The sequence below is a fragment of the Bradyrhizobium sp. LMG 9283 genome, from assembly GCF_045571415.1.
Taxonomy (GTDB): Bacteria; Pseudomonadota; Alphaproteobacteria; order Rhizobiales; family Xanthobacteraceae; genus Bradyrhizobium.
On sequence record NZ_CP120691.1, the window covers coordinates 6,830,125 to 6,853,769 of the forward strand.

Annotated in this window: 21 protein-coding genes and 2 pseudogenes; 5 read left to right on the plus strand and 18 right to left on the minus strand. The window is 59.3% G+C overall.

The genetic code is table 11. The features are described 5' to 3' along the window. Positions 1-75: 75 nt before the first annotated feature. The 3 genes from cysN to P6U29_RS32080 all read right to left on the minus strand — a co-directional run bounded on the left by cysN (position 76) and on the right by P6U29_RS32080 (position 4,236). Complete coding sequence (cysN, locus tag P6U29_RS32070; RefSeq protein ID WP_407114320.1) at positions 76-1,959, minus strand: sulfate adenylyltransferase subunit CysN; 1,884 nt, start codon at positions 1,957-1,959, stop codon at positions 76-78. Next, positions 1,959-2,858: a sulfate adenylyltransferase subunit CysD gene (gene cysD / locus P6U29_RS32075; RefSeq protein ID WP_407114321.1), complete on the minus strand. Its 900-nt coding sequence runs from the start codon at positions 2,856-2,858 to the stop codon at positions 1,959-1,961. Before cysD ends, cysN begins: the two co-directional genes overlap by 1 nt. A 277-nt stretch (positions 2,859-3,135) precedes the next feature. Continuing rightward, positions 3,136-4,236 (minus strand): sulfotransferase family protein, encoded by a 1,101-nt coding sequence (locus P6U29_RS32080; protein ID WP_407114322.1) that lies wholly within the window; start codon positions 4,234-4,236, stop codon positions 3,136-3,138. Positions 4,237-5,282: 1,046 nt separating this feature from the next. Here P6U29_RS32080 and P6U29_RS32085 point away from each other — a divergent pair. Together P6U29_RS32085 and P6U29_RS32090 are read left to right on the plus strand one after the other, a co-directional pair. Beyond that, on the plus strand, positions 5,283-5,483 hold the full coding sequence (locus P6U29_RS32085; protein ID WP_407114323.1) for a hypothetical protein: 201 nt from the start codon (positions 5,283-5,285) through the stop codon (positions 5,481-5,483). 1,388 nt (positions 5,484-6,871) lie between these two features. After that, positions 6,872-7,897: a Ulp1 family isopeptidase gene (locus tag P6U29_RS32090; RefSeq protein WP_407114324.1), complete on the plus strand. Its 1,026-nt coding sequence runs from the start codon at positions 6,872-6,874 to the stop codon at positions 7,895-7,897. A 483-nt stretch (positions 7,898-8,380) separates the two neighbouring features. Here P6U29_RS32090 and P6U29_RS32095 read toward each other — a convergent pair whose 3' ends face one another. Together P6U29_RS32095 and P6U29_RS32100 are read right to left on the minus strand one after the other, a co-directional pair. Further along, positions 8,381-8,566, minus strand: a complete 186-nt coding sequence (locus P6U29_RS32095) for a hypothetical protein (protein ID WP_407114325.1) — start codon at positions 8,564-8,566, stop codon at positions 8,381-8,383. 591 nt (positions 8,567-9,157) lie between these two features. Beyond that, positions 9,158-9,364, minus strand: a complete 207-nt coding sequence (locus P6U29_RS32100; RefSeq protein WP_407114326.1) for a heavy metal-associated domain-containing protein — start codon at positions 9,362-9,364, stop codon at positions 9,158-9,160. A 282-nt stretch (positions 9,365-9,646) separates the two neighbouring features. On the opposite strand from P6U29_RS32100, the gene hemN reads away from it, so the two are divergent. Then, complete coding sequence (hemN, locus tag P6U29_RS32105) at positions 9,647-10,999, plus strand: oxygen-independent coproporphyrinogen III oxidase (protein WP_407114327.1); 1,353 nt, start codon at positions 9,647-9,649, stop codon at positions 10,997-10,999. 163 nt (positions 11,000-11,162) lie between these two features. On the opposite strand, the gene P6U29_RS32110 is transcribed toward hemN, so the two are convergent. From P6U29_RS32110 to P6U29_RS32155, 10 genes are all read right to left on the minus strand, one after another. Then, the gene (locus P6U29_RS32110; RefSeq protein ID WP_407114328.1) at positions 11,163-11,615 is read right to left on the minus strand and encodes a hypothetical protein; all 453 of its coding nucleotides are present in this window, start codon (positions 11,613-11,615) and stop codon (positions 11,163-11,165) included. A 55-nt stretch (positions 11,616-11,670) separates the two neighbouring features. Continuing rightward, positions 11,671-11,853, minus strand: coding sequence for a cbb3-type cytochrome oxidase assembly protein CcoS (ccoS, locus tag P6U29_RS32115; protein WP_407114329.1), 183 nt, complete (start codon positions 11,851-11,853; stop codon positions 11,671-11,673). Next, positions 11,853-14,045, minus strand: a complete 2,193-nt coding sequence (locus P6U29_RS32120; RefSeq protein ID WP_407114330.1) for a cation-translocating P-type ATPase — start codon at positions 14,043-14,045, stop codon at positions 11,853-11,855. The genes ccoS and P6U29_RS32120 overlap by 1 nt, the downstream gene beginning before the upstream one ends. A 10-nt stretch (positions 14,046-14,055) precedes the next feature. Beyond that, positions 14,056-14,550, minus strand: coding sequence for a FixH family protein (locus P6U29_RS32125; RefSeq protein ID WP_407114331.1), 495 nt, complete (start codon positions 14,548-14,550; stop codon positions 14,056-14,058). A gap of 18 nt (positions 14,551-14,568) precedes the next feature. Next, positions 14,569-16,035 (minus strand): cytochrome c oxidase accessory protein CcoG, encoded by a 1,467-nt coding sequence (gene ccoG, locus P6U29_RS32130; RefSeq protein WP_407114332.1) that lies wholly within the window; start codon positions 16,033-16,035, stop codon positions 14,569-14,571. Positions 16,036-16,146: 111 nt separating this feature from the next. Further along, positions 16,147-17,019: a cytochrome-c oxidase, cbb3-type subunit III gene (gene ccoP, locus P6U29_RS32135; protein ID WP_407114333.1), complete on the minus strand. Its 873-nt coding sequence runs from the start codon at positions 17,017-17,019 to the stop codon at positions 16,147-16,149. A 3-nt stretch (positions 17,020-17,022) separates the two neighbouring features. Continuing rightward, positions 17,023-17,187, minus strand: a complete 165-nt coding sequence (locus P6U29_RS32140; RefSeq protein ID WP_407114334.1) for a cbb3-type cytochrome oxidase subunit 3 — start codon at positions 17,185-17,187, stop codon at positions 17,023-17,025. A 9-nt stretch (positions 17,188-17,196) separates the two neighbouring features. Beyond that, complete coding sequence (gene ccoO, locus P6U29_RS32145) at positions 17,197-17,931, minus strand: cytochrome-c oxidase, cbb3-type subunit II (RefSeq protein ID WP_407114335.1); 735 nt, start codon at positions 17,929-17,931, stop codon at positions 17,197-17,199. A gap of 11 nt (positions 17,932-17,942) precedes the next feature. Then, a complete protein-coding gene (gene ccoN, locus P6U29_RS32150; protein WP_407119465.1) occupies positions 17,943-19,565 on the minus strand; it encodes a cytochrome-c oxidase, cbb3-type subunit I in 1,623 nt (540 codons plus the stop codon). A gap of 351 nt (positions 19,566-19,916) precedes the next feature. Next, positions 19,917-20,030 carry a hypothetical protein gene (locus P6U29_RS32155; RefSeq protein WP_407114336.1) on the minus strand — a complete coding sequence of 38 codons (114 nt, stop codon included), beginning with the start codon at positions 20,028-20,030 and terminating at the stop codon, positions 19,917-19,919. A gap of 217 nt (positions 20,031-20,247) precedes the next feature. On the opposite strand from P6U29_RS32155, the pseudogene P6U29_RS32160 reads away from it, so the two are divergent. Together P6U29_RS32160 and P6U29_RS32165 are read left to right on the plus strand one after the other, a co-directional pair. Next, positions 20,248-20,915, plus strand: a pseudogene (locus P6U29_RS32160) (helix-turn-helix domain-containing protein). Between the two features lie 551 nt (positions 20,916-21,466). Continuing rightward, entirely contained in the window at positions 21,467-21,724 is a 258-nt protein-coding gene (locus P6U29_RS32165; RefSeq protein ID WP_407114337.1) for a BON domain-containing protein, read from the plus strand. Between the two features lie 150 nt (positions 21,725-21,874). Here P6U29_RS32165 and P6U29_RS32170 read toward each other — a convergent pair whose 3' ends face one another. From P6U29_RS32170 to P6U29_RS32180, 3 genes and pseudogenes are all read right to left on the minus strand, one after another. After that, positions 21,875-22,147, minus strand: coding sequence for a helix-turn-helix domain-containing protein (locus tag P6U29_RS32170; RefSeq protein ID WP_407114338.1), 273 nt, complete (start codon positions 22,145-22,147; stop codon positions 21,875-21,877). A 379-nt stretch (positions 22,148-22,526) separates the two neighbouring features. After that, positions 22,527-22,631, minus strand: a pseudogene (locus P6U29_RS32175) (ABC transporter ATP-binding protein); the annotation flags it as partial. A 65-nt stretch (positions 22,632-22,696) separates the two neighbouring features. Beyond that, positions 22,697-22,945 (minus strand): PilZ domain-containing protein, encoded by a 249-nt coding sequence (locus P6U29_RS32180; protein WP_407114339.1) that lies wholly within the window; start codon positions 22,943-22,945, stop codon positions 22,697-22,699. Positions 22,946-23,645: the final 700 nt, after the last annotated feature.

Sequence of the window (23,645 nt, forward strand, 5' to 3'; positions counted from 1 at the left end):
CCGCCTGAGCCGAATCGCCTTGGCCCCAGGCCAGCAGGATATTGCTGCGAATCGATGGTGCGATGCGAGGGACATCTAACCATCAAGAATTGAGCGCGCCAGCAAGACATCCACGACCGCGTCCGCTGAATGCTCTAGGGTCTGCTCCATGGTCCTGAGATGAATCTCCGGTGTTGTTGGTACTTCGTAGCACGACTCGATCCCGGTGAAGTTCTTGATCTTGCCGGATTTCACCTTTGAATACAGGCCTTTTGGGTCTCGCCGCGCGCATTCCTCGATCGGCGTATCGACAAAGACTTCTATGAACTCTTCCTTGCCAACCAGGCCGCGCACCCTGTCACGTTCGGCCCTAGAGGGCGAGATGAACGAGCAGATCACGATCAAGCCGCTGTCCGCCATCAACTTGGCAACTTCACCGACGCGCCGAATGTTCTCCACGCGGTCCGTCTCCGAGAAGCCGAGGTCCGCGTTTAATCCGTGCCGGAGGTTGTCGCCATCCAGCAGCATGGTATGCCGCGACATGCCACACAGCTTTTGATCAACCAGGTTGGCAATCGTCGATTTTCCCGCGCCAGATAGGCCAGTGAACCAGATGACGCAAGGCTTCTGATTCTTGAGCGCGGCGCGCTCCCTCCTGTCCACGGACAGCGCTTGCCTAGCAATATTGGTGTCCCGCCGTAGCGGAAAGGCGATCATGCCGGCCCCGACCGTACGATTCGTATAACGATCGATGAAGATAAATGATCCGGTCTTTCGATTGAGGTCGTAAGGATCGAATACTGCGGGCATTGCGGTCGCAACATCGCAGACGGCGATCTCGTTGAGGGAAAGCATCCCGGTGGCCACATGCTCACAAGTATTGACGTCGATCCGATGCCTAATTGCGGTAATGCTGCCGGTAATCGTCTGCGATCCAATCCGCAGGACGTAATTGCGTCCGGGAGCGAGCGGCTCCTTGTCCATCCAGATCACATAAGCGGCGAACTGGTCGGCGACCTTCGGTCGGTCGTCCGGTCGCGACAGAATATCGCCACGGCCGATATCGATTTCATCTTCCAGTGTAATAGTAACCGCATCGCCGGCTTCGGCGCCGACAAGGTCGCCATCGTGGGTCACGATCCGCTTGATGCGCGTGGTCCGTCCCGACGCGGCGACAACGATCTCGTCTCCTGTCGAGATCCTCCCGGAAGCCACCGTCCCGGCATAGCCCCGAAAATCCGGGTTTGGGCGGTTCACCCATTGGACCGGAAAGCGTAAAGCCTGACCTGCGGTGCCGGACGGGATGTCAATGCTCTCCAAATGCTCGAGCAGGCAGGGACCATGATACCAGTTGGCATGAGCGGAGCGATCCACGACGTTGTCGCCGTAGCGGGCCGAGATCGGGATCGGAACGATCGACGTGAAGCCGAGACCGGCGGCAAAGGCCAGATAGTCACGGACGATCCGATCGAAGCACTCCTTGTTGTATGCGACAAGATCGATCTTGTTCACTGCCAGCACGACATGACAAATACCGAGCAGCGAACAGATAAAGGAGTGGCGGCGGGTCTGAACCATCACGCCTTTGCGGGCATCGATCAGGATGATGGCGAGCTGGGCATGCGAGGCGCCGGTAGCCATATTGCGGGTATACTGCTCGTGGCCGGGGGTGTCGGCCACCATGAAGGAGCGCCGCGGCGTCGTGAAGAAGCGGTAGGCGACGTCGATCGTGATGCCCTGCTCCCGTTCGGCCTCGAGCCCGTCCACCAGCAACGCGAAATCGATGTCATTTCCGGTGCTACCGTGCTTGATGCTGTCGCGTTCCAGCACCGTGAGCTGATCGTGATAGATCATCCTGCTGTCGTGCAGTAATCGGCCGATCAGCGTCGATTTGCCATCGTCCACCGAGCCACACGTGATGAATCGCAGCTGATCCTTTGGTCTGGCCGGGATCGCTTCCGTTGTCGGCTTTACAAACATCAAAAGTAGCCTTCCCGCTTCTTCTTCTCCATTGAAGCGGCTTCATCGGTATCAATTAGGCGTCCCTGTCGCTCCGACACAGTCGCAGTCTGCATTTCTGCGACGATGTCTTCGATCGTCGTCGCATCGGATTCAATAGCCCCGCTCAAAGGATAACATCCAAGCGTGCGAAAGCGGATCATCCGCATTTCCGGCGTCTCGTCGCAGTTCAGCGGCAATCGCTTGTCGTCGATCATGATAGTCGCACCATTTCGACGCACTGTCGGTCTTTGTTTTGCGAAGTAGAGCGGAACGACCGGAATCTTCTCGAGCATGATGTATTCCCACACATCGAGCTCGGTCCAGTTTGACATCGCAAACACGCGCATGGTTTCGCCCTGGCGGATCCGTGTGTTGAACAGGCTCCAGAGCTCCGGCCGCTGGTTACGGGGGTCCCATACGTGTCCGGCCGAACGGAAGGAGAGTATCCGTTCTTTTGCGCGACTCTTTTCCTCATCGCGCCGGGCTCCGCCAAAGGCGGCATCAAATCCGTGGAGGTCGAGCGCCTGCTTCAGCGCGTCTGTCTTCATCACCTGGGTATGGAGCGCGGAGCCGGAATCGATCGGATTGATCCCGCGCGCGATGCCCTCCTTGTTGACATGGACGATCAGGTCGAGGCCAAGCCGCTTGGCTGTCGCGTCTCGGAAGCTGATCATCTCGCGGAACTTCCAGGTCGTGTCGACGTGAAGCAGGGGAAAAGGCAATTTTGCCGGATAGAACGCCTTGATCGCAATGTGCAGCATCACGCTTGAGTCTTTTCCGATCGAGTAAAGCATGACCGGCCTTTTGAACTCGGCGACCACGTCACGCATGATTTCAATCGATTCAGCTTCGAGACGGCGCAGATGTTTCGGCAGCATATATCTTCTTTTCGATGCAGGATCTCTGTTCTTCGCCGTTCTATGGCTCCAGCCCAGAGTGGGGAATATCCGCGGCGGAAACGGCCGGCCAAGAGCCAGGCTCGTCCATAAGATCAAGCCCCATTGGACAGCAGACTTGCAGACGCGGCAGCATATCGCATTCCACCGCTGGTGCGGCCGGCGCCTGCGTCACACCTGATCGGGAGATCAGCTCGTGCGGGTTAAGGATCTTGGCTAAATCAACCAGCGTGTTTTGATCGCAAGCATTCAGATCGCCCTAGGAGATATTGAGGATTTGCTCAAGCCGCGCGACCTCGCCTCGCAACATCTCGATAGCCGCGTCGCGGTTCTCCGAAACGTTCCAAGCAGTGTGGACTGGCTCTCCAGCGTGAGAGGGGCCGGATAATGCTCCCGTCTTGGTAGTTCGCAAATCCCACCAGGTTCGGAATATGCGACGATAGAGTCCGGTTACCTCCCCTCCCCTATCCAGCACTCCGGCTTTCTGTGCATGCAGCAGTTCCTGCTCATATCCGAGTTCTAGCAAAAGCTCAGCGCCGACCAAATCAGTCACGGTTTGCATCTCTTCGACGCTCAATTGAGATTGCCATGAATTGACAGAGCTTTCGTCGACGGCGTTTCGTTCCAGGATTTTTCGATCCCCAAAGCTGCTGGATCGAAGATAATCTGCTTGTCTCATCCCAGTCGATGCGACGGCCGCTGGGTCACAGCCGAGCCCCGTCAACAGACGCCGGATTTCCTCGTCCGGATGCGCCACGAGCAGTTCGTATTGCACGAACTGTGTCTGGGGGCGAGTGCGGTGCGCGGCGAGCTTGGGAAGGCCCAGAACCAAATCGGCGAGCGAAGTTATGATGACGTCGGGCAGACGGAGCATGAGATCGGCGAGACTGGATACGCTGACCGAATGCGAGCTTTCTGTCCGCAGTGGGATGCCCCACGTCGATTTCAGTGACGCGGCGATGGCATAGGGATTGCGCATCAGAAGGATGTGTGGCGCTTCTGGATAGACAGATTCAAGAAACTCAAGCACCGTCCAATAGCGTGGTGTCTTGTCTATGATGATGCGCTTGCCCGCTTCTGCCAGATACTGATCGTATGCTGCATCGGCAAAAGCGCGGCTGACGATCGTGCGATCTATCCGCCCCAGGAATTCGGAGGTCGCGGCCTTGATCAGTGAGCTGCCCGCCGGGTGACGCTGGTCCACCCTGCCAAATGCTTCAAGCGCCAACATCAACCAGGGTTCAGGCGGAGCCACGATGTCTGGATGGTGCTGGAGCAAGTGCGCCAGGAGTGTCGTCCCGGATCGCGGAAGACCGAGGAGAAAGCACACCGCAGGCGAACGGCCAAAACGTCCGCTCATCGTTCAGAGCCTCGTGCTTGAAAAGCGAACCTCGTCCCCGCTCGTTTGATCGAGTCAAATAAAGCCAGCCGCGGGATCGCTTGGGACCGACTGCTTGCGTACCAAGCGTCAATACGACAAGAATTCTTCCTGCCACTCATGATGTGAGATCCGTTTGATGTGAGATCCGTTCAGTTCGAACGATTGGGCCGGATCACAGAAAGGTTCGACACCGGTAATCGCGCCCCGGTTGCTCGACAGCTGAGCCCAAGTCAAGGGCCAACTCAATCGCACGAAGATTGCTTGCGGATATGGGAAGGTTGGAAAGAACCATACGGAGGTTTACCGGATAACCGTCCGCGGCAGATGGAACGTTGCTACCTATAATCGGCACGTTGCTGTGCGCCATTTAAAACGTAAATGCGACATGCACCTCGCTGACGCTCGGCGTACACCAGAAATTCGGCTAAGGCGAGCGGGGCAAAGAAGCAGATCATGTCGCGGACATCTCACTTGGCAGGGCGCATCAAGCTTGTCAGCGCGTATTGATCCTGACGCAACTTTCCCTGAATGCTGCCGCTGGCCCGTCAAGACACTGAGCCATAGCTCCGGCCAGCCGGTTTTTCGCAGGCCCATCCGTCCGAACTTTACCAAATCTTTGAACTAGCTGCTCTTGCAGCGTTGACTCCCTAATCGGCGCTGAGGTTTGTAAAGGATGGAACCTGACTTAAGATGCCGCCGGATTTACCTGATCAAGCAATCGCGCTTGGCCGCATCTCTACTGACGGAGACGAGATTGTCCGGCCGTTCACGTGCGAGATCAGATCGATCCGTGCGTGTCTCGAAGAACTTGCTAAATTCTGTGGCAATGTGCTGGGTATCACTGGGCCACGGTGGACGATCCTGATGGCGGTGACCTATTTGGGCAGAGAAAAGGGTGTACCGGTCAATCCGGTGTCACGATTGATGCACGTTGACCCTTCCTTCGTGACGACCCACCCAAAGCTGCTAGAGAAAAACGGTTTCCTGCGGCAGAAGTTCTCCGCGAGGATGCCCGGATCGGGCAGATGTCGCTGACGGCCAAAACGCGCAAGCATCTCGCGACTTTGGGGCCACGACAGGAAGCGCAGGATGAGCTCGTTTTTAATGAATTCGGCATTGACCGCGAGTTCATTGCCAAGCTTGCTACAGTGAGGCATCGCCTGGCGAGGGCCCGCTCTGGCATTCAGAAGACCAAACGCACGACCGTCAGAAATGGAGCTCGCTAACCATGTCGAGTCTCCCATCCTACGAGTATTTCTTGAAGCAGCGCCGTCGAAGGTGGTTGTGGTCCGTTCACAACGCCGAGGGCGCACAGGTGATGACGGGTTCAGGACGTAGCCGCTCCGCCGCCATCTATCAAGCTAACAGAGCGCTTTTTCAATTGTTGCTGAGCGCGCCATATCGCCTCGGAGCTCGAGCTAGCCAACAGGCTCCCGGGCGTTCGCTTACGCCCAAACTTTAGCCTGGCATGAGCTTCGAGGAGTGCCCATTAGCGAGGTTGTTTCCATATGGCTAACGCGATCAGCCCATGTGTTCGGCCCAGCGCGGCCAAGGCTGCCTCGCCGAAGCTGAAGAAGCTGCTAGCGGAACGGATGCTAGATTCGGCCCTCTACGAGAGTAGAAGGCGCACGAACCGCCGCCTCGCCGCAGAATGGCTGGCAGCAACCGGAATTAGTGAATACAGAGATTCGTGAGGGGCGCGCCAAGCGTGACCGTCCCGAACCCTTTGCTGAGCACGTGACACTCGTCTCTTCCTTGAAGAAAGCATCCGCGCCGAGGGCATGCGCGAGCCAAGCGTCAAGACAGCGGGAGCCAATCTGACCGGTTTGAGCAGCTGGCTCCGCCGAAACAATCGGGCTCCCATAGCAAACCGCCTTGACCGCGATTCTCCCGGCCATGATTCGTTCGTGGGTGACGTCGGAGCCTATTTGAAAGATGGCGGCCGTTCGGCTGTCGTTGGGCTGCTGAACAAGATCGCCTCCCGGAGCCTCCCTTCCGCCGACGAACTGATCGGGGAGCTCCCTGCCAAAGATGCAAACCTGCCGGTAAGATTCCGAGCCAACAGCGCAAATTGCCAAAACGACCATAGACAAAAGTTTTGATGGACTTAGGGATTTTAGGCGGTGGCCCCAGGCTAACAAGAAGGATCCTATCGCTACTCGGTGCAAGGCGATTTATATCCAAGGATCTTTCGATGGACAGGAGCCAGGGGGGAGACCCTCAATGCCGCCTCAAATCGCTCTTGGAGGATCTCCGGAGGCTCGCGCCTGGGGTAAGAACGCCGAAGCACTCGGATCCGGAACGCGTGCGATGGGGCGGCGCGCCGAGGCACGCTGGCTCCTCATCCCGAAGACGACTCCCTCATCCAGAACGCGCTTAACCAAGCCGCACGATCTCAGAACTTCGACTCCGACACTGAGGCAGTCTGCCCAGAAGCGGGTTTCGCGTCTGCGTGGGTTCAGTGCTTGGCTGAAAGATAAGGACAGAGGGAGCGTGATCGCCCGGCTCAATGGCCCTGAGCAGCAGCAGGGAACGTTGCAAAAAGAAGTGACGACGTTCAGGCAGGCCAGAGGTAGAGTAGCAGACGGGGATCTTATCGCTTCTTCGGAGCTACTTGAAATTTATCGAGGCGAATCGGGCACTGGTCGTGCAAGCACGTGAGAAGTCGACTTCGCCAGCTGTGCTGGATGCCGCGCCGCCCAACCTGCTGCAGGTGCTTCCCGCGCCAACCCGGAGCGGGGACGGTGCGGCTTTTTTGAGCGAGGCAGTGCAACAACCCGTGTCACCATCGACCGCCAAGGCTCGCTCGGACACCTACGCTGGACTTGAGTCCTTTGTTGACTTGAATTGGCCGACGCCGTCCGGATTAGACGACGATGCTCACTTTGCGCCAGCGCAGCCTGCCAGGGCACGCTCAGACACCTACGCCGGTCTTGGGTCTTTTGTTGATTTGAATGCGCCGCCCCCGTCCGAATTGGACGAGGAGGTTGATTCTGCCCCAGCGTTTCCGGCCCCCACCTCCGCTGCTCAGATCGGAGGTTTGGACCCGACGGCCCGTTCCCGAGGTCCCGGACTGGTGCTCGGGGATATACAATGGCTCGGCGATGAGCACATCCGGAGGGATTATGAGCTGCTGGAGCAGTGGCTGCAGGAGAACCATCCGAATCTCACCGCCCGGACGCAGCTGGTGGATCCCCTTGTCGCCCACTATCAAATACGCTTGGCGGCCGTCGACGGCGATCCGCGAAGTCAATTCCAGCGCCTCATCGATCGAAATGGCAACGATACTGCCGACTTCCTGTTTCTGCCAATGAACGATGCCGATCTTCCTAATCAACGCGGCACCCATTGGTCACTGCTGTTCGTTGATCGCAGAGACCGGCAACGGCCGGTCGCCTATCATTACGACTCCATCCAGGGATACAACGAGCGCCGTGCAACAGAGCTCGCACAACGGCTGGGACTCAGCCTGAAGCCAGCCGAGATGGCCCAGCAACAGAACAGCTATGATTGCGGCGTCTTTGTCCTGGACGGCACGCGAGCGCTGCTTCGGGGATTGGCAACAGGACAGTCGGACCTGCTGAACCTTAAGAACCTCAGGGTCAGCCGGCTGGCGCTGCAAAACCGGCTAAGGAGCTGAGGTTGGCTAGCGGCTCTCACCGAGGGCGACCAGACCGGTGTGCTTGCGAGCGCGCCGGCGTGGATGTCAACGAGGCGGTACTTGGCGCGAGTGATCCAGGCGGTCCGTTCGGCATGATGGTCCGCGAAGCTGCCCATCTTGGCCAATGAATCGACTTCGCCTGGATTCGTTCCCGATTGATAGAATTGGCTTGCGGAAAACCGGTCGCGCCGCGCCGTCACCGTGAGCAATCGTGGCCCGCCATAGCTCTTCGAGCGCCCGTTGAGCATGCCGCGCCAAGCGGCCTTCGCCGTCAATAGCTGCTTTCAAGACTCAACAAAGATGACGAAGCATAGGACCCCGTTCCGCGACAATGAAAGGCCAAGTGCGTGAAAAGCTCTTTTCACCGCAATTGGCAGGGCCAATTTGCGACACCGTTTCAATGGCCATAAAGGCGGCCCGCGAGCCGCCCTACTGGGCCACTTACCAGCGCTTATCAGTAAGCTACCGCTGATGTCCGAGTCCGATTCCGAGATTCAACGCCTTCTGGCGTAACGCACCGACGCTGCGTTTGGTCATTTTTGCTATTTTTACGACCGGGGTTCGAGCTTTCGAATGGACTTTGAGCTCTTTGATATCTGCCTTGGTCCACTCGCGCCGCACGCGTTTCTTGGTTGCTTTTTTTACCATGAATGCTCCTTTTGAGAGGAGCGGCTTGTATCATAGTTTTTTCGGAGCGACGACCATAAAAAAGGCACTCATAGGAACTCGCGCTACTAAGCTCGATCATGTGTTCCAAAAGACAAGGCATCTGGACTAGTGCGGCTGTGGAATTGTAAACTTTGTACAGACCGTGTTGAGATGCTTCGTTATAATTGAATGCAGCCCCAATCGACGCCTGGTTATTCGAAGCTGAGCACGTACTAACATGTTTCTGGAAAGAAATGAGCAAGCCGATCGCGATGAACCTGAACAGTTCCAGCTCGGGTAGGCCTGATTTGTATTAAGCCTAGAGCGATCAACCATCTGTGAGTCATCGTGGCGGTCTCTTACTATGGTCGCCCTTACGACGCTTGGCGCGCTGCGTTGTCTCGACGCCAGAGCCTCCATCGGGCTGGGCGCGAATACTAGATCGTTCTCGTCTTCCTGTCTGTCGTTCCGGTCTCGGCTCAACGAGTCGGAGGGGAAATGTGTGTTCGGATGAACAGCCTTTCGGTGGTTTCAGCATCCGCGATGATTTTTTAGAGAGAGACGACCGACGTCAAGATCACGGTCAACTCTTTAGCGGTTGATGGCGCGCTCTTCGTTCAATTCGCTTTCGGTGTGATGAATCGATATTTCGCGTAGAGAGACCGCGGACGCTTGATGGTCCTCGGCTGGAGCGAGCCGGTTATCGGTGAGGTTCACGCGTGCCGAGGTCACCTCCGGAATGCTCGACAGATTGCGCTCGATCTTTCCCATGCAACCTGTGCAATTGATCTCCTCCACCGCGAGGTCGAGTTGGACGAGGCCCTGCCTGTCCTCTTCAGATAGTAAGAAAAGTCGATGTCCGCCTGCATGCACATATGCCCTCAGTCGGGGACGATGCGGTTTCTTGACAGAAACATGCGGCGTCCGTCAGCGTTGCCCTCGATCACGAGATCCCACCGCCCGGCGGCGACGTCCGCGGTGCTGCCGCGGTATGTTCCAACGTTGAGCCCGTGGTTTTGCGCGAGATCAACGACCCTTATGCGCGGTGCGGGTAGATGATCTCTCGACAAAGGAGATGGAATGCGACCCGATTTGGCGCAATCGTACGGCCAGGACAGCCTGCCCCGCTATACGAGCTATCCCACGACACCCCACTTTTCATCAGATATCGGCGAAGCCGATTACCGGCAATGGCTCGGATCGTTACCGGCTGAAGAACCCATTTCGATCTACCTACACGTTCCGTTCTGCCGATCCATGTGCTGGTACTGCGGCTGTCATACCTCCGTGACCAAGCGCGACGATCCGATTGCGGTCTACGCCGCGGGCCTTCGGACTGAAGCCCACCTGGTCGCCGAGGCGATCGGCAAACGGCTTCCGATCTCCCGTATCCACTTCGGCGGCGGAACGCCGACGATCATGACGCCCGAGACCTTCGCAGATCTCGTGGGCGCGCTTCGCTACTCATATTTTGTGGTGCCCGGCGCGGAGATTGCCGTCGAGATCGACCCCCGCACGCTGACGGATGCGATGGCGGAAGCCTTGGGCTATGGCGGTGTCACCCGCGCGAGCCTTGGCGTTCAGAGCTTCGATCCCATGGTCCAGCGCGCCATCAATCGCATCCAGAGTTTTGCGCAGACAGGTGCGAGCGTCGATCAGTTGCGTAGGGCCGGCATCGGTCAGATCAATTTCGACCTGCTCTATGGCCTCCCGCATCAGATGGTTAGTTCGTGCCTCGACACCGTAGCCAAGTGTATCGAGCTCCGTCCGGATCGTTTTTCGGTATTCGGCTATGCGCACGTCCCGTCGTTCAAGAAGCATCAGCGCAAGATCGATGAGGCCGCCCTTCCCGATAGCGTAGCGCGACATCTCCAGTCCGAAACGATTGCCGAAGCGCTCGTCGAGGCTGGCTATGTTCGTGTCGGCTTCGACCACTTCGCGCTTCCGGATGACAACCTTGCCGCGGCGAAGCGGGACAGCCAGCTACGTCGAAACTTTCAAGGCTATACGGACGATTGCGCCGAAACACTGATCGGTCTCGGGGCCAGCGCCATCGGTCGGATGCCGCAGGGCCACGTCCAGAACGCCATCGGGACGCGCGACTATCTTAAGCAAATCGCGGAAGGCCAACTCGCTACCGTCAAGGGCTATGAGTTCACGGAGGACGACCGGTTCCGGGCCGACCTCATCGAGCGGGTGATGTGCGATATGGCCGTCGACCTGTCCAAGGTAGCCCGATCTCATGGTCGCGATCCGCGGACGGCGATCGTCGACGAACGGCGGCTCGCGAAATTGCTCTTGGATGGCGCCGTGACCATGGACGGCGACCGGCTCCGCGTCCAGGATGGCGCAGAGTTTCTGGTCCGAAGTGTCGCCTCCGCATTCGACGCCCATCTGGCAGGGCAAAAGGCGACTCATAGCCGCGCAGTCTGACCGGCGAGCGATCACGCGCGGTGCAGGATTCAGATCGGGCCATGCCAGCACACCCTTCGAACAGTGCTCCTAGCTACCTCGGCCCATCGCGGCCAACCGTTCCGACCAACGAGGTCGGTTGAGCGGTTGCGTCAGGGGCTGCTCGTCATGGAAACGAAGCTTCTCAGCAGCAGAGCGGACCACGGTGGAGCGCGATGTCGTCGGCCTTCTTGGCCTTCTGCAGTGCGCCGATGGTCTGGCCGCTAGGACAATAGCGATGATAGTTCAGGTCCGCGCTGCCGCGCGCAAGATCATGGCGGCAGCGGGCTTTGGCAACACAAAGTGCGCAGACGCTGGACATGTCGCGCAAGACGTCCGGACACGCCTCTGCGATCGCAGCCTCATCGAGATCAAGCTGCTGCAATAGCTGCGGCAACTCCTTGGCGCCGCGTCCATGGGCCGCCAGCTTTTTAAGCTGGCTGACGGGCATTCGCAGATCCCTCGCGATGGCCGCGATTTCGGTTTCGTCCAGATTGTGTAACTCACGGACATCCCGGTCCAAACCGAGCCAACGCGCAAATCTTACAACCAGGCCTTCGGTGACTGACCGTAAAGCTGACGTCATCGCAGCCTCCATTGCATTCCCCGAGGATATGATGCACGGAAGGACGCCTGATCCGCATTGCTCCAGATCAAATTGACCGCTTAGGGCAGCGCCCCTTGTCTGCGGCTGGCGCCTCATCATCCGCGATCGCGCGCCAGGCCGCGCCCTCCAGGTCCTCGTATTGGCCGCTGCGGAGCGACCAGAGGAAGCCGACCAAACCCGCGAGCCCGAGCGTCAGGGCCAGCGGCACGAGGATTACCAGCACCTCCATCACGTAGTCCTTCGCGAGGCAGAGCGGGCGCGGAGCGCGTTCAGCGTGACCAGGATGGACGATCCGCTCATCGCCGCGGCTGCAATCAGCGGCGTCACGGCACCGCTGATTGCAATCGGCACCGCGAGGAGGTTGTATCCAACCGCAAGCCAGAGATTCTGCCGCATCAAATGCAGCGCCTTGCGCGACAGGTCGATCGCGGCGAAAACTGGCGACAGCGATTTGCCGAGAAAGACCAGATCGGCGGTCGCCTGGCTCAGATGGGCGGCGGAGATCGGCGACGCGGAGACATGAGCCGCCGCCAAAGATGGCGCATCGTTCATGCCATCCCCGACCATCAGAACCTTCATACCCCGTCCCTTCAATTCCTCGACCCGTGCGATCTTGTCGGCAGGTGTCACGCCGGCGCGCCATTCCGGGATACCGAGTGCAAGAGCCGCCGCCTGCACGGCTGTCTCGTGGTCACCCGACAGAATCTCGACACCAATCCCACGCGACTGAAGCGCCGAGACGACGGCCTTCGCGTCCGGACGCAGGGCTTGGCGCACCGAGAGGATGTATTTCTGAGCACCGTTGCTGAAGGCTACGACCGAGGCTTCAGGATCAAGATTGCCGCGCCGGGTCGCCAGAAGCTCGGCACCGCAGAATGATGGCCGACCCAGGCGAATTTCCATACCATCATGCGTGGCGCGAACGCCCTGCCCCGGCTCCTCGACCGCGGCGACAATTGGCGATTTCGCGCCGGTGGTCCTGGCGACAGCTGCGGCAACGGGATGATGGCTCGACAGCGCAAGCCGCCCCGCCAACCCGAGGATCGCGCCAGGAATGCTGCCAGCGTTGACCACCACCAGATCGGGGTGCGTCAAAGTGCCCGTCTTGTCGAAGATGATATGATCCGCCGCCGCCAATCGTTCGATTGCGTCACCGGAATTAAGCAGCACGCCCGACCTGAACATGGCGCCGGACGCCATCGTTTGCACCGTGGGGATCGCGAGCCCAAGCGCGCAGGGACAGGTGATGATCAGCACGGCAATCCCGGTGACGGTGGCGTCGTGCCAGCTTGCACCGAAGACGACCCCGCCGATGATGGTGAGAAGCGCAGTGGCGTGAACCACCGGCGCATAAAGCCGCGATACGCGATCCGCGATCTGCGTATAGCGTGAGCGCGCCTGCAGCGCATTGTTGAGCAGCCGTGTGATTTCCGCGAGCAAGGTGGCTTCGGATGCCGCCGAAACCCGCACGCGTAGTGTCCCGGATATGTTCATGGAGCCGGCATAGACCGATGTCCCCTGCTCCGCCATCACATAGAGCGTCTCGCCGGTGATCAGGCTCTGGTCGATCTCCGAGCGTCCCTCGATCACGGTACCGTCGACGGCGCAGCGCTCACCCGGCCGCAGCAGGACGATGTCGCCCGGACGAATGGCTGCAACCGGCACCTGGGAGATCTCGCCTGATCCGACGAACTTTGTGGCGGTGTCGGCCTTCAGCGCAGCCAGATTGCCGGCCACGGCCCGGGTTCGCCGGCGCATGTTCTGGTCGAGGACGCGACCGACCAGCAGGAAGGTCAGGAGCATGATCGCCGCATCGAAATAGGCGTGTTCGGCATGATTGAACGTTTCGAGCACGGACATCCCGAGTGCGACAACAACGCCGATCGAGATCGGCACATCCATATTGGTGCGCTTCGCTGACAACGCGCGCCAGGCCGAACGGAAGAAGGGTTGGCCGGCATAGGCGGCCGCCGGCAGCGTGATCAGCGCGGACAACCAGTGGAAGAAGTCGCGCTGCTCAGGCAGCATGTCGCCGACATTGCCGGACCACACCGGGATCGATAGCATCATGACATTCATGCTGGCGAACGCTGCGACGCCTAGGCATCGCAAAAGGAAGCGGGATTGTTCAACATCAGCCCTCTCGACGCTGGCGGTCTCGTACGGATAAGCCTTGTAACCGAGCTCCTCGAGGCGGTCGATGAAGCGCACGGGATCGAGCGTGCCCTGCTTCCATTCCAGCGCGACGCGACGATCGGTCAGGTTGACGCGCGCGAGCGTCACGTTGGGCATCGCCGACAGGCCGCGCTCGATCTTGGCCATGCAGCCGGCGCAATGAATGCCCTCGACGGCGAGATCCACATGTTCCACGCCGGGTCGCGCCTGCCGGACGAAGTGCGAGAAGTCGCGCGTGATCTGCATGTAGTAGCCCCTACTTCAGGATCATGCGGTTGCGCGACTGGAACACGCGCGTACCGCTCGCATCAACCTCGAGCACGAGGTCCCACTGGCCCGAGGCCACGGAGGCAACCCTGGCGCGATAGAGGCCGATGCCGATCTCGGCAAACGCGAGTGACAGATCGCGCCGCTTGTCGGTCGGGCGCTCCAGGCTGCCTTCAAACTTCAGTCCGGTGACCGGCCGCTTATTCGCGTCCAGTGCCTCGATCTGGATCGTCGCGCTACCATCGAGATCGCGCCGGACATTCGCCTCAACCTGCCAGTTGCGCGCTGCCTGGTCGCGCGCCTGCTCGATCTCCTTTTCGTAGGCCAAGCCCGCCGCGTAAGGGCTCTCCACATCGGTGCCGGGAAGCGTCGCAATCGCAAGCTTCACCACCGTGACGTTGGCTCCGATCACCACCCCAAAGAACGCGACGAGGATCAGCAAGACCTTGAAACCGGTCAGGAGTTTCGGTGCTGTGGACGACATGACGAAATTCCTGACATTTCAAGGTGCGACGAAATTGTCGGTCGTCGCGGCGACTTCACCTAGCCCGATATCGGTCACGCGAAAGTGGATCGGGATAGTTTTTTCCTGCTTGTCGTCGGCCGGCGCCGTGACAAGGACGCGCAGTTCGGAGGTCTGGTCCCGGCCGATCACAATCATGGGGCGATCCGGCGTCACCGAGGCCACACCGATGATGTGAATCGTCGCGTTGGGAGGACCATCGACGTCGATGGCAATGACGCGGTCGAAGCCGCGCTTGTTCAGAAGCTTAACGGTATACGCATTGCGGATCGAACCGTCGCTCAGCCTGACGGCGATCGGATTGCGATCGTGAAGCACATTGACCTCCAGCAGGCTGCGCGTTGCCAGCGCATACAGCATGATGCCACCGACGACGGCGATGACGACGCTGTAGATCATCGTACGCGGCCGGATAATCCGGTAGATCGGCGTCTTGCCGGCCTGCCGGCGTTCGATATTGATGTCATTGTCATATCCGATCAAGCTGGTCGGCCGACCGATCTTTCTCATGACATTGTCGCAGGCGTCGATGCAGAGCCCGCACTGGATACACTCGAGCTGCGCTCCGTCGCGAATATCGATTCCTGTCGGGCAGACCGCAACACATTGATAGCAATCGATGCAGTCGCCGACATGCTCACCGATCGCGCGCAGCTCCGTGGCCTTTTTGACTGACGTCCGCTTCTCGCCGCGGTCATAACGGTAGGTGACGTTGAGGGCCCATTCGTCAGTCAGCGCAGCCTGGATGCGCGGCCATGGGCACATATAAGTGCAGACCTGCTCGCGCATGTAGCCGGCGAGAACATAGGTCGTCGCGGTGAGCATGCCGATCCACGCATAGGCAACCATCGGAGCCTGGAACGTCAGCAGCTCCTTCAGCAGTGTCGGCGCATCGGCGAAATAGAGCACCCATGCGCCGCCGGTCCACCACGCGATCACGAGCCAGATCGCATGCTTGAGCACGGTCTCCAAGATGCGCTTGGGAGCGAACGGGCCGGATACCGCATCCTTCTTCATCCGCTCGCGCCGGTCGCCCTCGACCAAGCGCTCGACGGCATAGAACAGATCGATCCAAACCGTTTGCGGACAGAAATAGCCGCACCAGATGCGACCGCCGATCGAATTCATCAGGAAGAGAGCGACCGCCGCGAGGATGAGCAGGCCGGTGAAGTAGTAGACTTCTTGCGGCCACAGTTCGATGAAGAAGAAATAGAATCGGCTGTTGGGCAGATCAATCAGCACCGCCTGATCGGGCGCCCCAAGCCCGCGGTTCCAGCGCACGAATGGCAGCAGATAGTAGACGCTGAGGCAGAAGGCCATCAGCTCCCATTTGATCCGCCTGAACGAGCCCGAGGTGCTCTGCGGATAAACCTTTTTGCGCGCTGCATAGAGCGGTCCATAGTCGCCGTCGGAGGTGAGCTCGCTCGAATTCACGGTCTTGTTCATCGTGGGGTCCATGTCGCAATCGACCCTAGACCGAACTGCGATCACGCAATCGATCCGGCGCAAACGGACAGCAGTTTCCCGGCTCCCGTCATACGTATCGATCTCACCCGACTACTTGCCGCCACCCAGCGAGTGGACGTAGACAGCCATTGCCTTGATCGTCGCGAGGTCAAGCCGTGCTTCCCATGCGGGCATTACGCCAGCACGACCGTTGCTGATGGTTTCAATCAGAGTTGCCTCATCCGAGCCATAGAGCCAGATCTTGTCCGTCAGGTTCGGCGCACCAAGCTCCTGATTGCCTTTACCGCCGTCGCCATGACAGGCGACGCAATTGTCTGCGAAGAACTTCGCGCCCTTTGTCACATCAACTTTGTCTCGGATCGGAAGTCCGGCCAGCGAGCGAACGTAATTGGCGACTGACACGATCTCATCCTGCTTCAGAACGCCATCCTTACCGAAGGCGAGCATCTGGCCTTCGTGCGTCTTGGCATGGCCGGACCGCGCGCCGTACTGGATCGTCTGCATGATCTGCTCGAGCGTCCCACCCCAAAGCCAGTCGTCGTCGTTCAGGTTAGGGTACCCCTTCGCGCCCGTACCGCCGCTGCCGTGGCACGGCGCGCAATTGTCGCCGAATATCGTCTTGCCCTTGGCGCGCGCCAGCGCAAGCAACGCCGGGTCCTTCTCGATATCGACGAGCGAAGCCGCGCCGAGCGCCGCCATCTTGTCACCACGCACCTGATCGAGGTTGGCGAGCTCGACTCCGACGTCAGCCCGGGTCGAATAGCCGAACATACCGGTCGTGCTGCCGGAGATCAGCGGCCAGGCCGGATACACGATCCAGTAGCCGATCGCCCAGAAAATGGTGAGATAGAACGTGATCACCCACCAGCGGGGCATCGGCGTGTCCAGCTCCTTGATGCCGTCCCATTCATGCCCGGTCGTAGATCTTCTCGAGAGAGAGTCAAATTCACCGCGATCGGACATCTCCTACTCCTCCCGCAACGGCAGTTTGGCCGCCTCGTCAAACTCCGCCTTGTTGCGGGGCCAGAGCGCATAAGCGGTGATCGCAAGGAAGATCGCCACAAAAGCCGGCGTCCAGATTGTGGTCACGAGATCTGACGCAAGGTTATGGACTGTCAAAATCGCCTTCATCGTGTTTTCTCAGCGAAGGTTGGCTTTTTCGTTGTAAAGCTTGAAGTCGATTAGCGTGCCTAGCATCTGCAGGTACGCTATGAGCGCATCCATCTCCGTCGGCAGCCCCGGCTTGCCATCAAAATTACGGACCGACGCCTTGGCGTATCGCTTGACAAAGCCATCGCTGCCCGCATTGTCCGGGTCGTTCTGGGCTTTCATGTCAGCTGCCGCATTCGCGATCTGATCATCGCTGTAGGGCACCCCGATTGTCCGCAAGACGCGCATGTGGTCGGCGATGGTGCTCGGATCGACCTCGTTGTCGGCGAGGAACGGATAGCCCGGCATCACCGATTGCGGCACGATGGCGCGCGGGTTGGTCAGATGGGCGACGTGCCAGTCATCCGAATATTTGGCGCCGACGCGGGCGAGATCCGGCCCCGTCCGCTTCGAGCCCCATTGGAACGGATGGTCGTACATGCTCTCAGCGGCGAGCGAGAAGTGACCGTATCGCTCGACTTCATCACGCAGCGGGCGGATCATCTGGGAGTGGCATAGATAGCAGCCCTCCCGGACATAGACGTTGCGCCCCGCGAGCTCGAGCGGCGTGTAGGGTCTCACGCCCTCGACCGCCTCGATGGTGCTCTTGAGGTAGAAAAGGGGCGTGATCTCGACGAGGCCGCCGATGGCAATCACCAGCAGGATGCCGGCAATGAGAATGATCGAATTCTTTTCAAATATTTGATGACGCTTCCAGAACGACAATTCCCCTCTCCTCATTCAGCCGGCTGCAGGCCAAGGGGCGATGTTGCTTCGGCCTCACCGACGCGCACCGTCATCCAGAGATTATAGGCCATGATCAGCGCACCGATCAGGAACAGCGCCCCGCCCGCCGCGCGGATGACATGGAACGGATGCATCGCCTCGACCGTCTCGATGAAGGAATATTCGAGGAAGCCAAGCGACGTGTAGGCGCGCCACATCAACCCTTGCAGGATTCCAGACACCCACATTGCCGAGATGTAGAGGACGATGCCGAGCGTTGCGATCCAGAAGTGCCAGTTGACCAGCTTGAGGCTGTAGAGACCCTTGCGATTCCACGCCCAGGGCACGAGGCAGTACAACGCGCCGAACGACACGAATCCGACCCAGCCCAGCGCACCAGAATGCACGTGTCCGATAGTCCAATCCGTGTAGTGGCTGAGCGAGTTGATGACCTTGATCGACATCATCGGGCCTTCGAATGTCGCCATACCATAGAAGGCAACGGAGACGACCAGCATGCGCAGCACGGGATCGGTCCGCAGCTTGTCCCAGGCGCCCGACAGCGTCATGAGGCCGTTGATCATGCCGCCCCAGGAGGGCATCCACAGCATCACCGAGAACGTCATGCCGAGTGTCTGCGTCCAGTCGGGAAGCGCCGTGTAGTGCAGATGATGCGGCCCAGCCCAGATGTAGAGAAAGATCAGCGCCCAGAAATGGATAATCGACAGGCGATAGGAATAGATGGGTCGCTCGACGCGCTTCGGGATGAAGTAGTACATAATCGCGAGGAAGCCGGCGGTCAGGAAGAAGCCGACAGCATTGTGGCCGTACCACCACTGGAACATCGCATCCTGAACGCCGCCCCACGCGATGTAGGACTTCGAGCCGAACACGGATACCGGCAGCGCCGGATTGTTGCCGAGATGAAGGACCGCGATGGTGACGATAAAGGCGAGATAGAACCAGTTGGCCACGAAGATGTGCGGCTCCTTGCGCTTGATAATCGTCCCGAGGAAGACGAGCAGATACGTGACCCAAACGATCGCCAGCCACAGATCCGAATACCATTCAGGCTCGGCATATTCCTTGGACTGCGTCGCGCCCAGCAGATAGCCAGTGCCCGCGATCAGGATGAAGAAGTTATAGCCGAGGACGACGAACCATGGCGCCAGGTCGCCGGCGAGGCGCGCGCGGCAGGTCTTCTGCACCACATAGAAAGAAGTCCCGATCAGCACATTTCCGCCGAACGCAAACACAACCGCTGACGTATGCAGCGGACGCAAGCGGCCGAAACTCGTCCAGGACAGATCCAAATTCAGCAGGGGCCACGCCAATTGGGACGCGATAATTAGTCCGACGAGGAACCCGGCGATCCCCCAGAACATCGCCATGACGGCACTGAACTTGACCGGGCCCATGTTGTAGTTCGGGCAGCCGCCAATCTCCGCAGGCGGCAGCAACGCCGGACGGTCGTAGTATCGATTCACGATCGTGAATGCCGCCGCGATGCTGGCCAGCGCTCCGAGGGCTGCGTGGAACGCGAAGGCTGAATCAACAGCTTTAGCAGCCGCGATAACACAGAAGTAGGCGAGCGCAGCGAAGAACAGTGTGAGCCCGGCTTCGCCGTGCGTCATCCACTTCTCGGATTGAGATCGGTTCATTGAGTCCCTCGTGAACGTGAGCTGACCTGGCAGCCGTCTTCCTTCTGCGTCCGGCCCTGGTTCGAGCCAGGAGAACGGGTCTTGGCTTTGGGTTTCGGAGATCAGAACGAGCGACGCTTCGGCTTTGCCACGGTGACCGGCTGGCTTAGCGGCGCTCGGATACCTGCCCAGCCGAGGGCCGCGACAAAGACGGCGAAGGTGGACGTGACGACTGTGCAAACCAGAACGGCATCGAGGGGCATGAGGATCTCCTTTTGAGGCCCCGACTATCGTCACTTTCGGGAAAGCGTCTTTGACCTCGATCAATTTTGGGGATGCCGCGTCTCACGCACCGCACAGTGCGAGCTGCCTGGCGCATTCCAGATCCACGAGACGAACGCCACCCGTATAAATATGAATCACGCCGTCAGGCTCGAGCTTCGTGAAGGTCCGGCTCACCGTCTCGATGGTGAGCCCCCAAGATCGTCAGCAATGTCCAGTCCTCCCATCGGGAGCGATACGAGGTCCCTGGTCCGCCCGATCTCGTTCAACCGGTTGCGCCACCCGAACCACGCTCTGATACTGCCGTACGTCCTACGGGATTCTATGTAAGTGCTTGTCCTTAGGGAATGGAACCGAATTTCAGGAGGTCGCCGTAACGGCGCATAGGATGGCCATGCTCAACCAGACCTTTGTTTCGTCGATCAAGCTTAACCGGCCAGCTCTGGTGCCGAGGTTTGCGCCCGACCAGTTCGGCGGCCTGACCGCACGGGCCCGCCTCATCGCGACCGAGTTTACGTAGCGAAAGGATGAGGAGATTTACGGCAAACGATGAACCGGCCGAATACACTTTATCAGCTCGCTTCTTTCCGACGGTCGCCGTCAGATCGGCGCCTTCTACCTGCCGGGCGACATCCTCGGTCTGGGATCAAGTGCCTAACATCGGGTCGCGACCGAGACCATCATCGATGTGATCGTACGGCTGTTGAAGCGCCGCAACCTCGAGCAGGCCGCCACCACCAACGTCCAAGTCGCCCACAAGCTCTGGACCATGATGGCCGATGATCTCCATCGCGCCGAAGCGCACATGCTTCTTCTCGGCCGCAAGAACGCCCTCGAGCATGTCGCCAACGTCCTGCTGGAGATGGATCGCGGCCTTGCCGGCACCGGTATGATGGCGCTTCCGATGTGCCGGCGGGACATCGGTGACTACCTCGGCCTGACCTTGGAAATAGTCTCGCGTACGCTGTCGCAACTGGACGACGGCGTGCTCATTTCTCCGGCGCGCGTCTGATCGTCCTCCGCAACAGGCAACGGCTTCACAATATGGACGCGCAATCGTGACCAGCCTCGCGAACGCGGGCCCATCGCAAACACCAGCCAAGCAAGCACATCATGCGCGCCCATCACGTCGTGACCAAGAACGTCATTACCGTCACGCCAAGCGCCACGATCGAGGAGATGGCCCAGCTCATCTTCCGTCAGGGATAAGGCCGGCGCGCCTCGTCGGGATCGTCTCCGCGAGCAACTTTCTCCGACGTGCGAAATAGGCCGGGCCGCAAGCATGCGGCCTGGTCAAATTCCTAATGGGACCAGGACGCGCGGCGAGCGAATTCGTTCACGAACAAGATCGCAAGGTCCAAGGACGTCATGACACACAAAGCCATCTCCGTCACGGAGGACACTACACTGGATGAGCTCGTTCGCTCGGGAACGAATGATGTCAAGCGTCTTCGTGATGCGCGGGACTTGGTATCGTGACCCGGTCCAATCTGCTGCAGGCGGTCGCGAGCTTCGCCCATGGGATTCCCGACCCGACCGCGGACGATCAACACATTCGCGACCGCACATCCGCACCGTGAATTCGAACCGACTGGCGACCGATCGGATTCGACGTGACCGTGCGCAACCGCTTTGTGCAACTTCACGGGATCATCACCATCGATGAAGCGCGTCAAGCGACGATTGTCGCAGCCGAGAATACGGATGGCGTCAAGAAGGTGCACGATCATCTCTGTTTCGTTGACAGCTATTGCGGGTTCTACGTGGTGTCGCCGCAGACGAGAAGGCGGGGCCGTAGTCTGCCTCCGGCACCAAGCACCGACCCTGCTCGCGATCTCGGCGGCAGCGATCTCGGTCCGAGACGCGCTTGATTTCTCGCTGATTCGCCACAGCGGCTTTCGGCACTCACCATTGTCTAATAAGTTGAGGAATACGCCGTTGGGCGCGATGAAATCCAGAAAAGGAGCTCGATAGGTGCAGGATCTACTTCATCTCTCCTGCTACAAACGGGCGCCGTTTGCTTAAGACGCCTCCTGTCGTCCGCGGTGAATAGCTAACGCAAGTCTCAGCAGCAGGATGACCGATACATTGCCCTTTCCGGTCTCGATCTGGGCAATATAGCGCTCCGAAACCTCCGACCTTCGAGCGAGCTCCCGACGCGATATGTCAGCACCTGTCCGCGAACACCGCAAGCGCTCGCCGAGTTCTTTCAGGAATAACTCTTCTGAGTAAGGCGGCGCGAAATCGGCTCCGGGCAAGGCTTCCGCAGCGAAATCGACAATTTGCTTCAACACTATTGGCCCTCGACGTTTCTAAGGCTGGATACCATAGCCACATTTCTCGTCTCTTCATTGCGTTGGATCAAACAGGGCTCTGAGGAAGCTTTACCTGTCCTGAGATGTTCACGGCGGATAAAGGCCGATACGCTGAAGCAGTTTTGGAACGCTGTCGGCCCACAGGAACTCCGCAAAGACCTGTCAGTTCCCGAGTACAAGCCGCACGAAAACTTTTTTGAGAGCGATTACTCCGCCGGTATCGTGGGCTTTGGCACCGTGGCCAGGGTGTGCCGCTGAACGGTGAAGTTCCTTTACGAATGACTTCTGTGGCCCCCCAGCCCGTGCTGGATGGGACTTCAGATTGCGTCGTCAACGATCAAATGTGGCTAACTTGCCGCATCGCTTCTAGCTGGCGGTGCATGTCCAGCGCGCTGGTCGGCTCATCCAGGAGCAGCACCTGCGGTTCGCGCACGAGACATTGAGCAAGCCCGACGAGCTGGCGCAAACTGAGGTGAACCACAGCTGCCCGCGCCACGTACGATCAATTGTTCAGCAATAGCCTACATGTCACTCCGTAAATTCAACGCCGATACGGCTGCCTGAACGCCAGATTAGACGGCAGTTCCTGTCTACGCGATCCTTCGCAAGCATGAGCTTGAACCGGTCTCTGATACTGTGCCCTGCTGATGAGCGCAGTTCGATTGCTGCTCCGTGATCGGTAATGTCGATGACGCGGCAACAGGTGCTCGATCCGTCGCCGAAGATGTAGGCGACCTCGTTTGTCTCGACGCGCTGCTGTCTGCGACGTTCCTGCACTGTTTCCCTCGGCCTTTAGTCCTTCTCAGGCGGCGCGCCGTTTCGTGCTTTGGACCCGACGCCCTCTTGACCTTCGGCTTGGGGGCAGTGGAAACGCGGGGCGGTCACTCTGCCGAACAGCTAGGACTTCGCGCTACGCGTCTTAAGGAAAAACCCGCCAGCCGCGTAGCGCTGACGGGTTCTCGATTGCCCATGCGTACCCGCGGCACTCGTCACCAATCCGCGATAGCAAATCGTACAGCCATAACGGTTGACATTGGGTTACCGCTCACGACCGTCGTTCGACGTCGTCGTGCCTTAGAAGGACAGGAGGTAAGAAAACCGATGGGGAAAGCAGATAAGTTGAGAGCATGCACCTTACGCCCCTCAAAAACCTCACCGAGGGGCGGCGCAGGGGCCGCGTTCTTGCCCGCGAAATATCCAGAGCCTGCCCGAATTGGTTAGCAGCTTGTTAATCGGCCTTTGACAGGCTTGCGGTCTGCGTTGCCGATTACCCCCCAGCCCAAGGCAGCGCCAGTGGTGGCCGGCGGCGGTGACGCCGCCGGCCATTCCGCTCCGAAATTAAGCTAGAGGGTCAGCCCTAGGCCTGCATAAGGATGCCGTCGAGCGCGTCCGCCAACGTGCCGACAAGGACCTGATAAGGGCCGTGATACTCATCTGATAGCTGGACCCTTACGGTCCCGCTAGCCGGCTCCTTTAA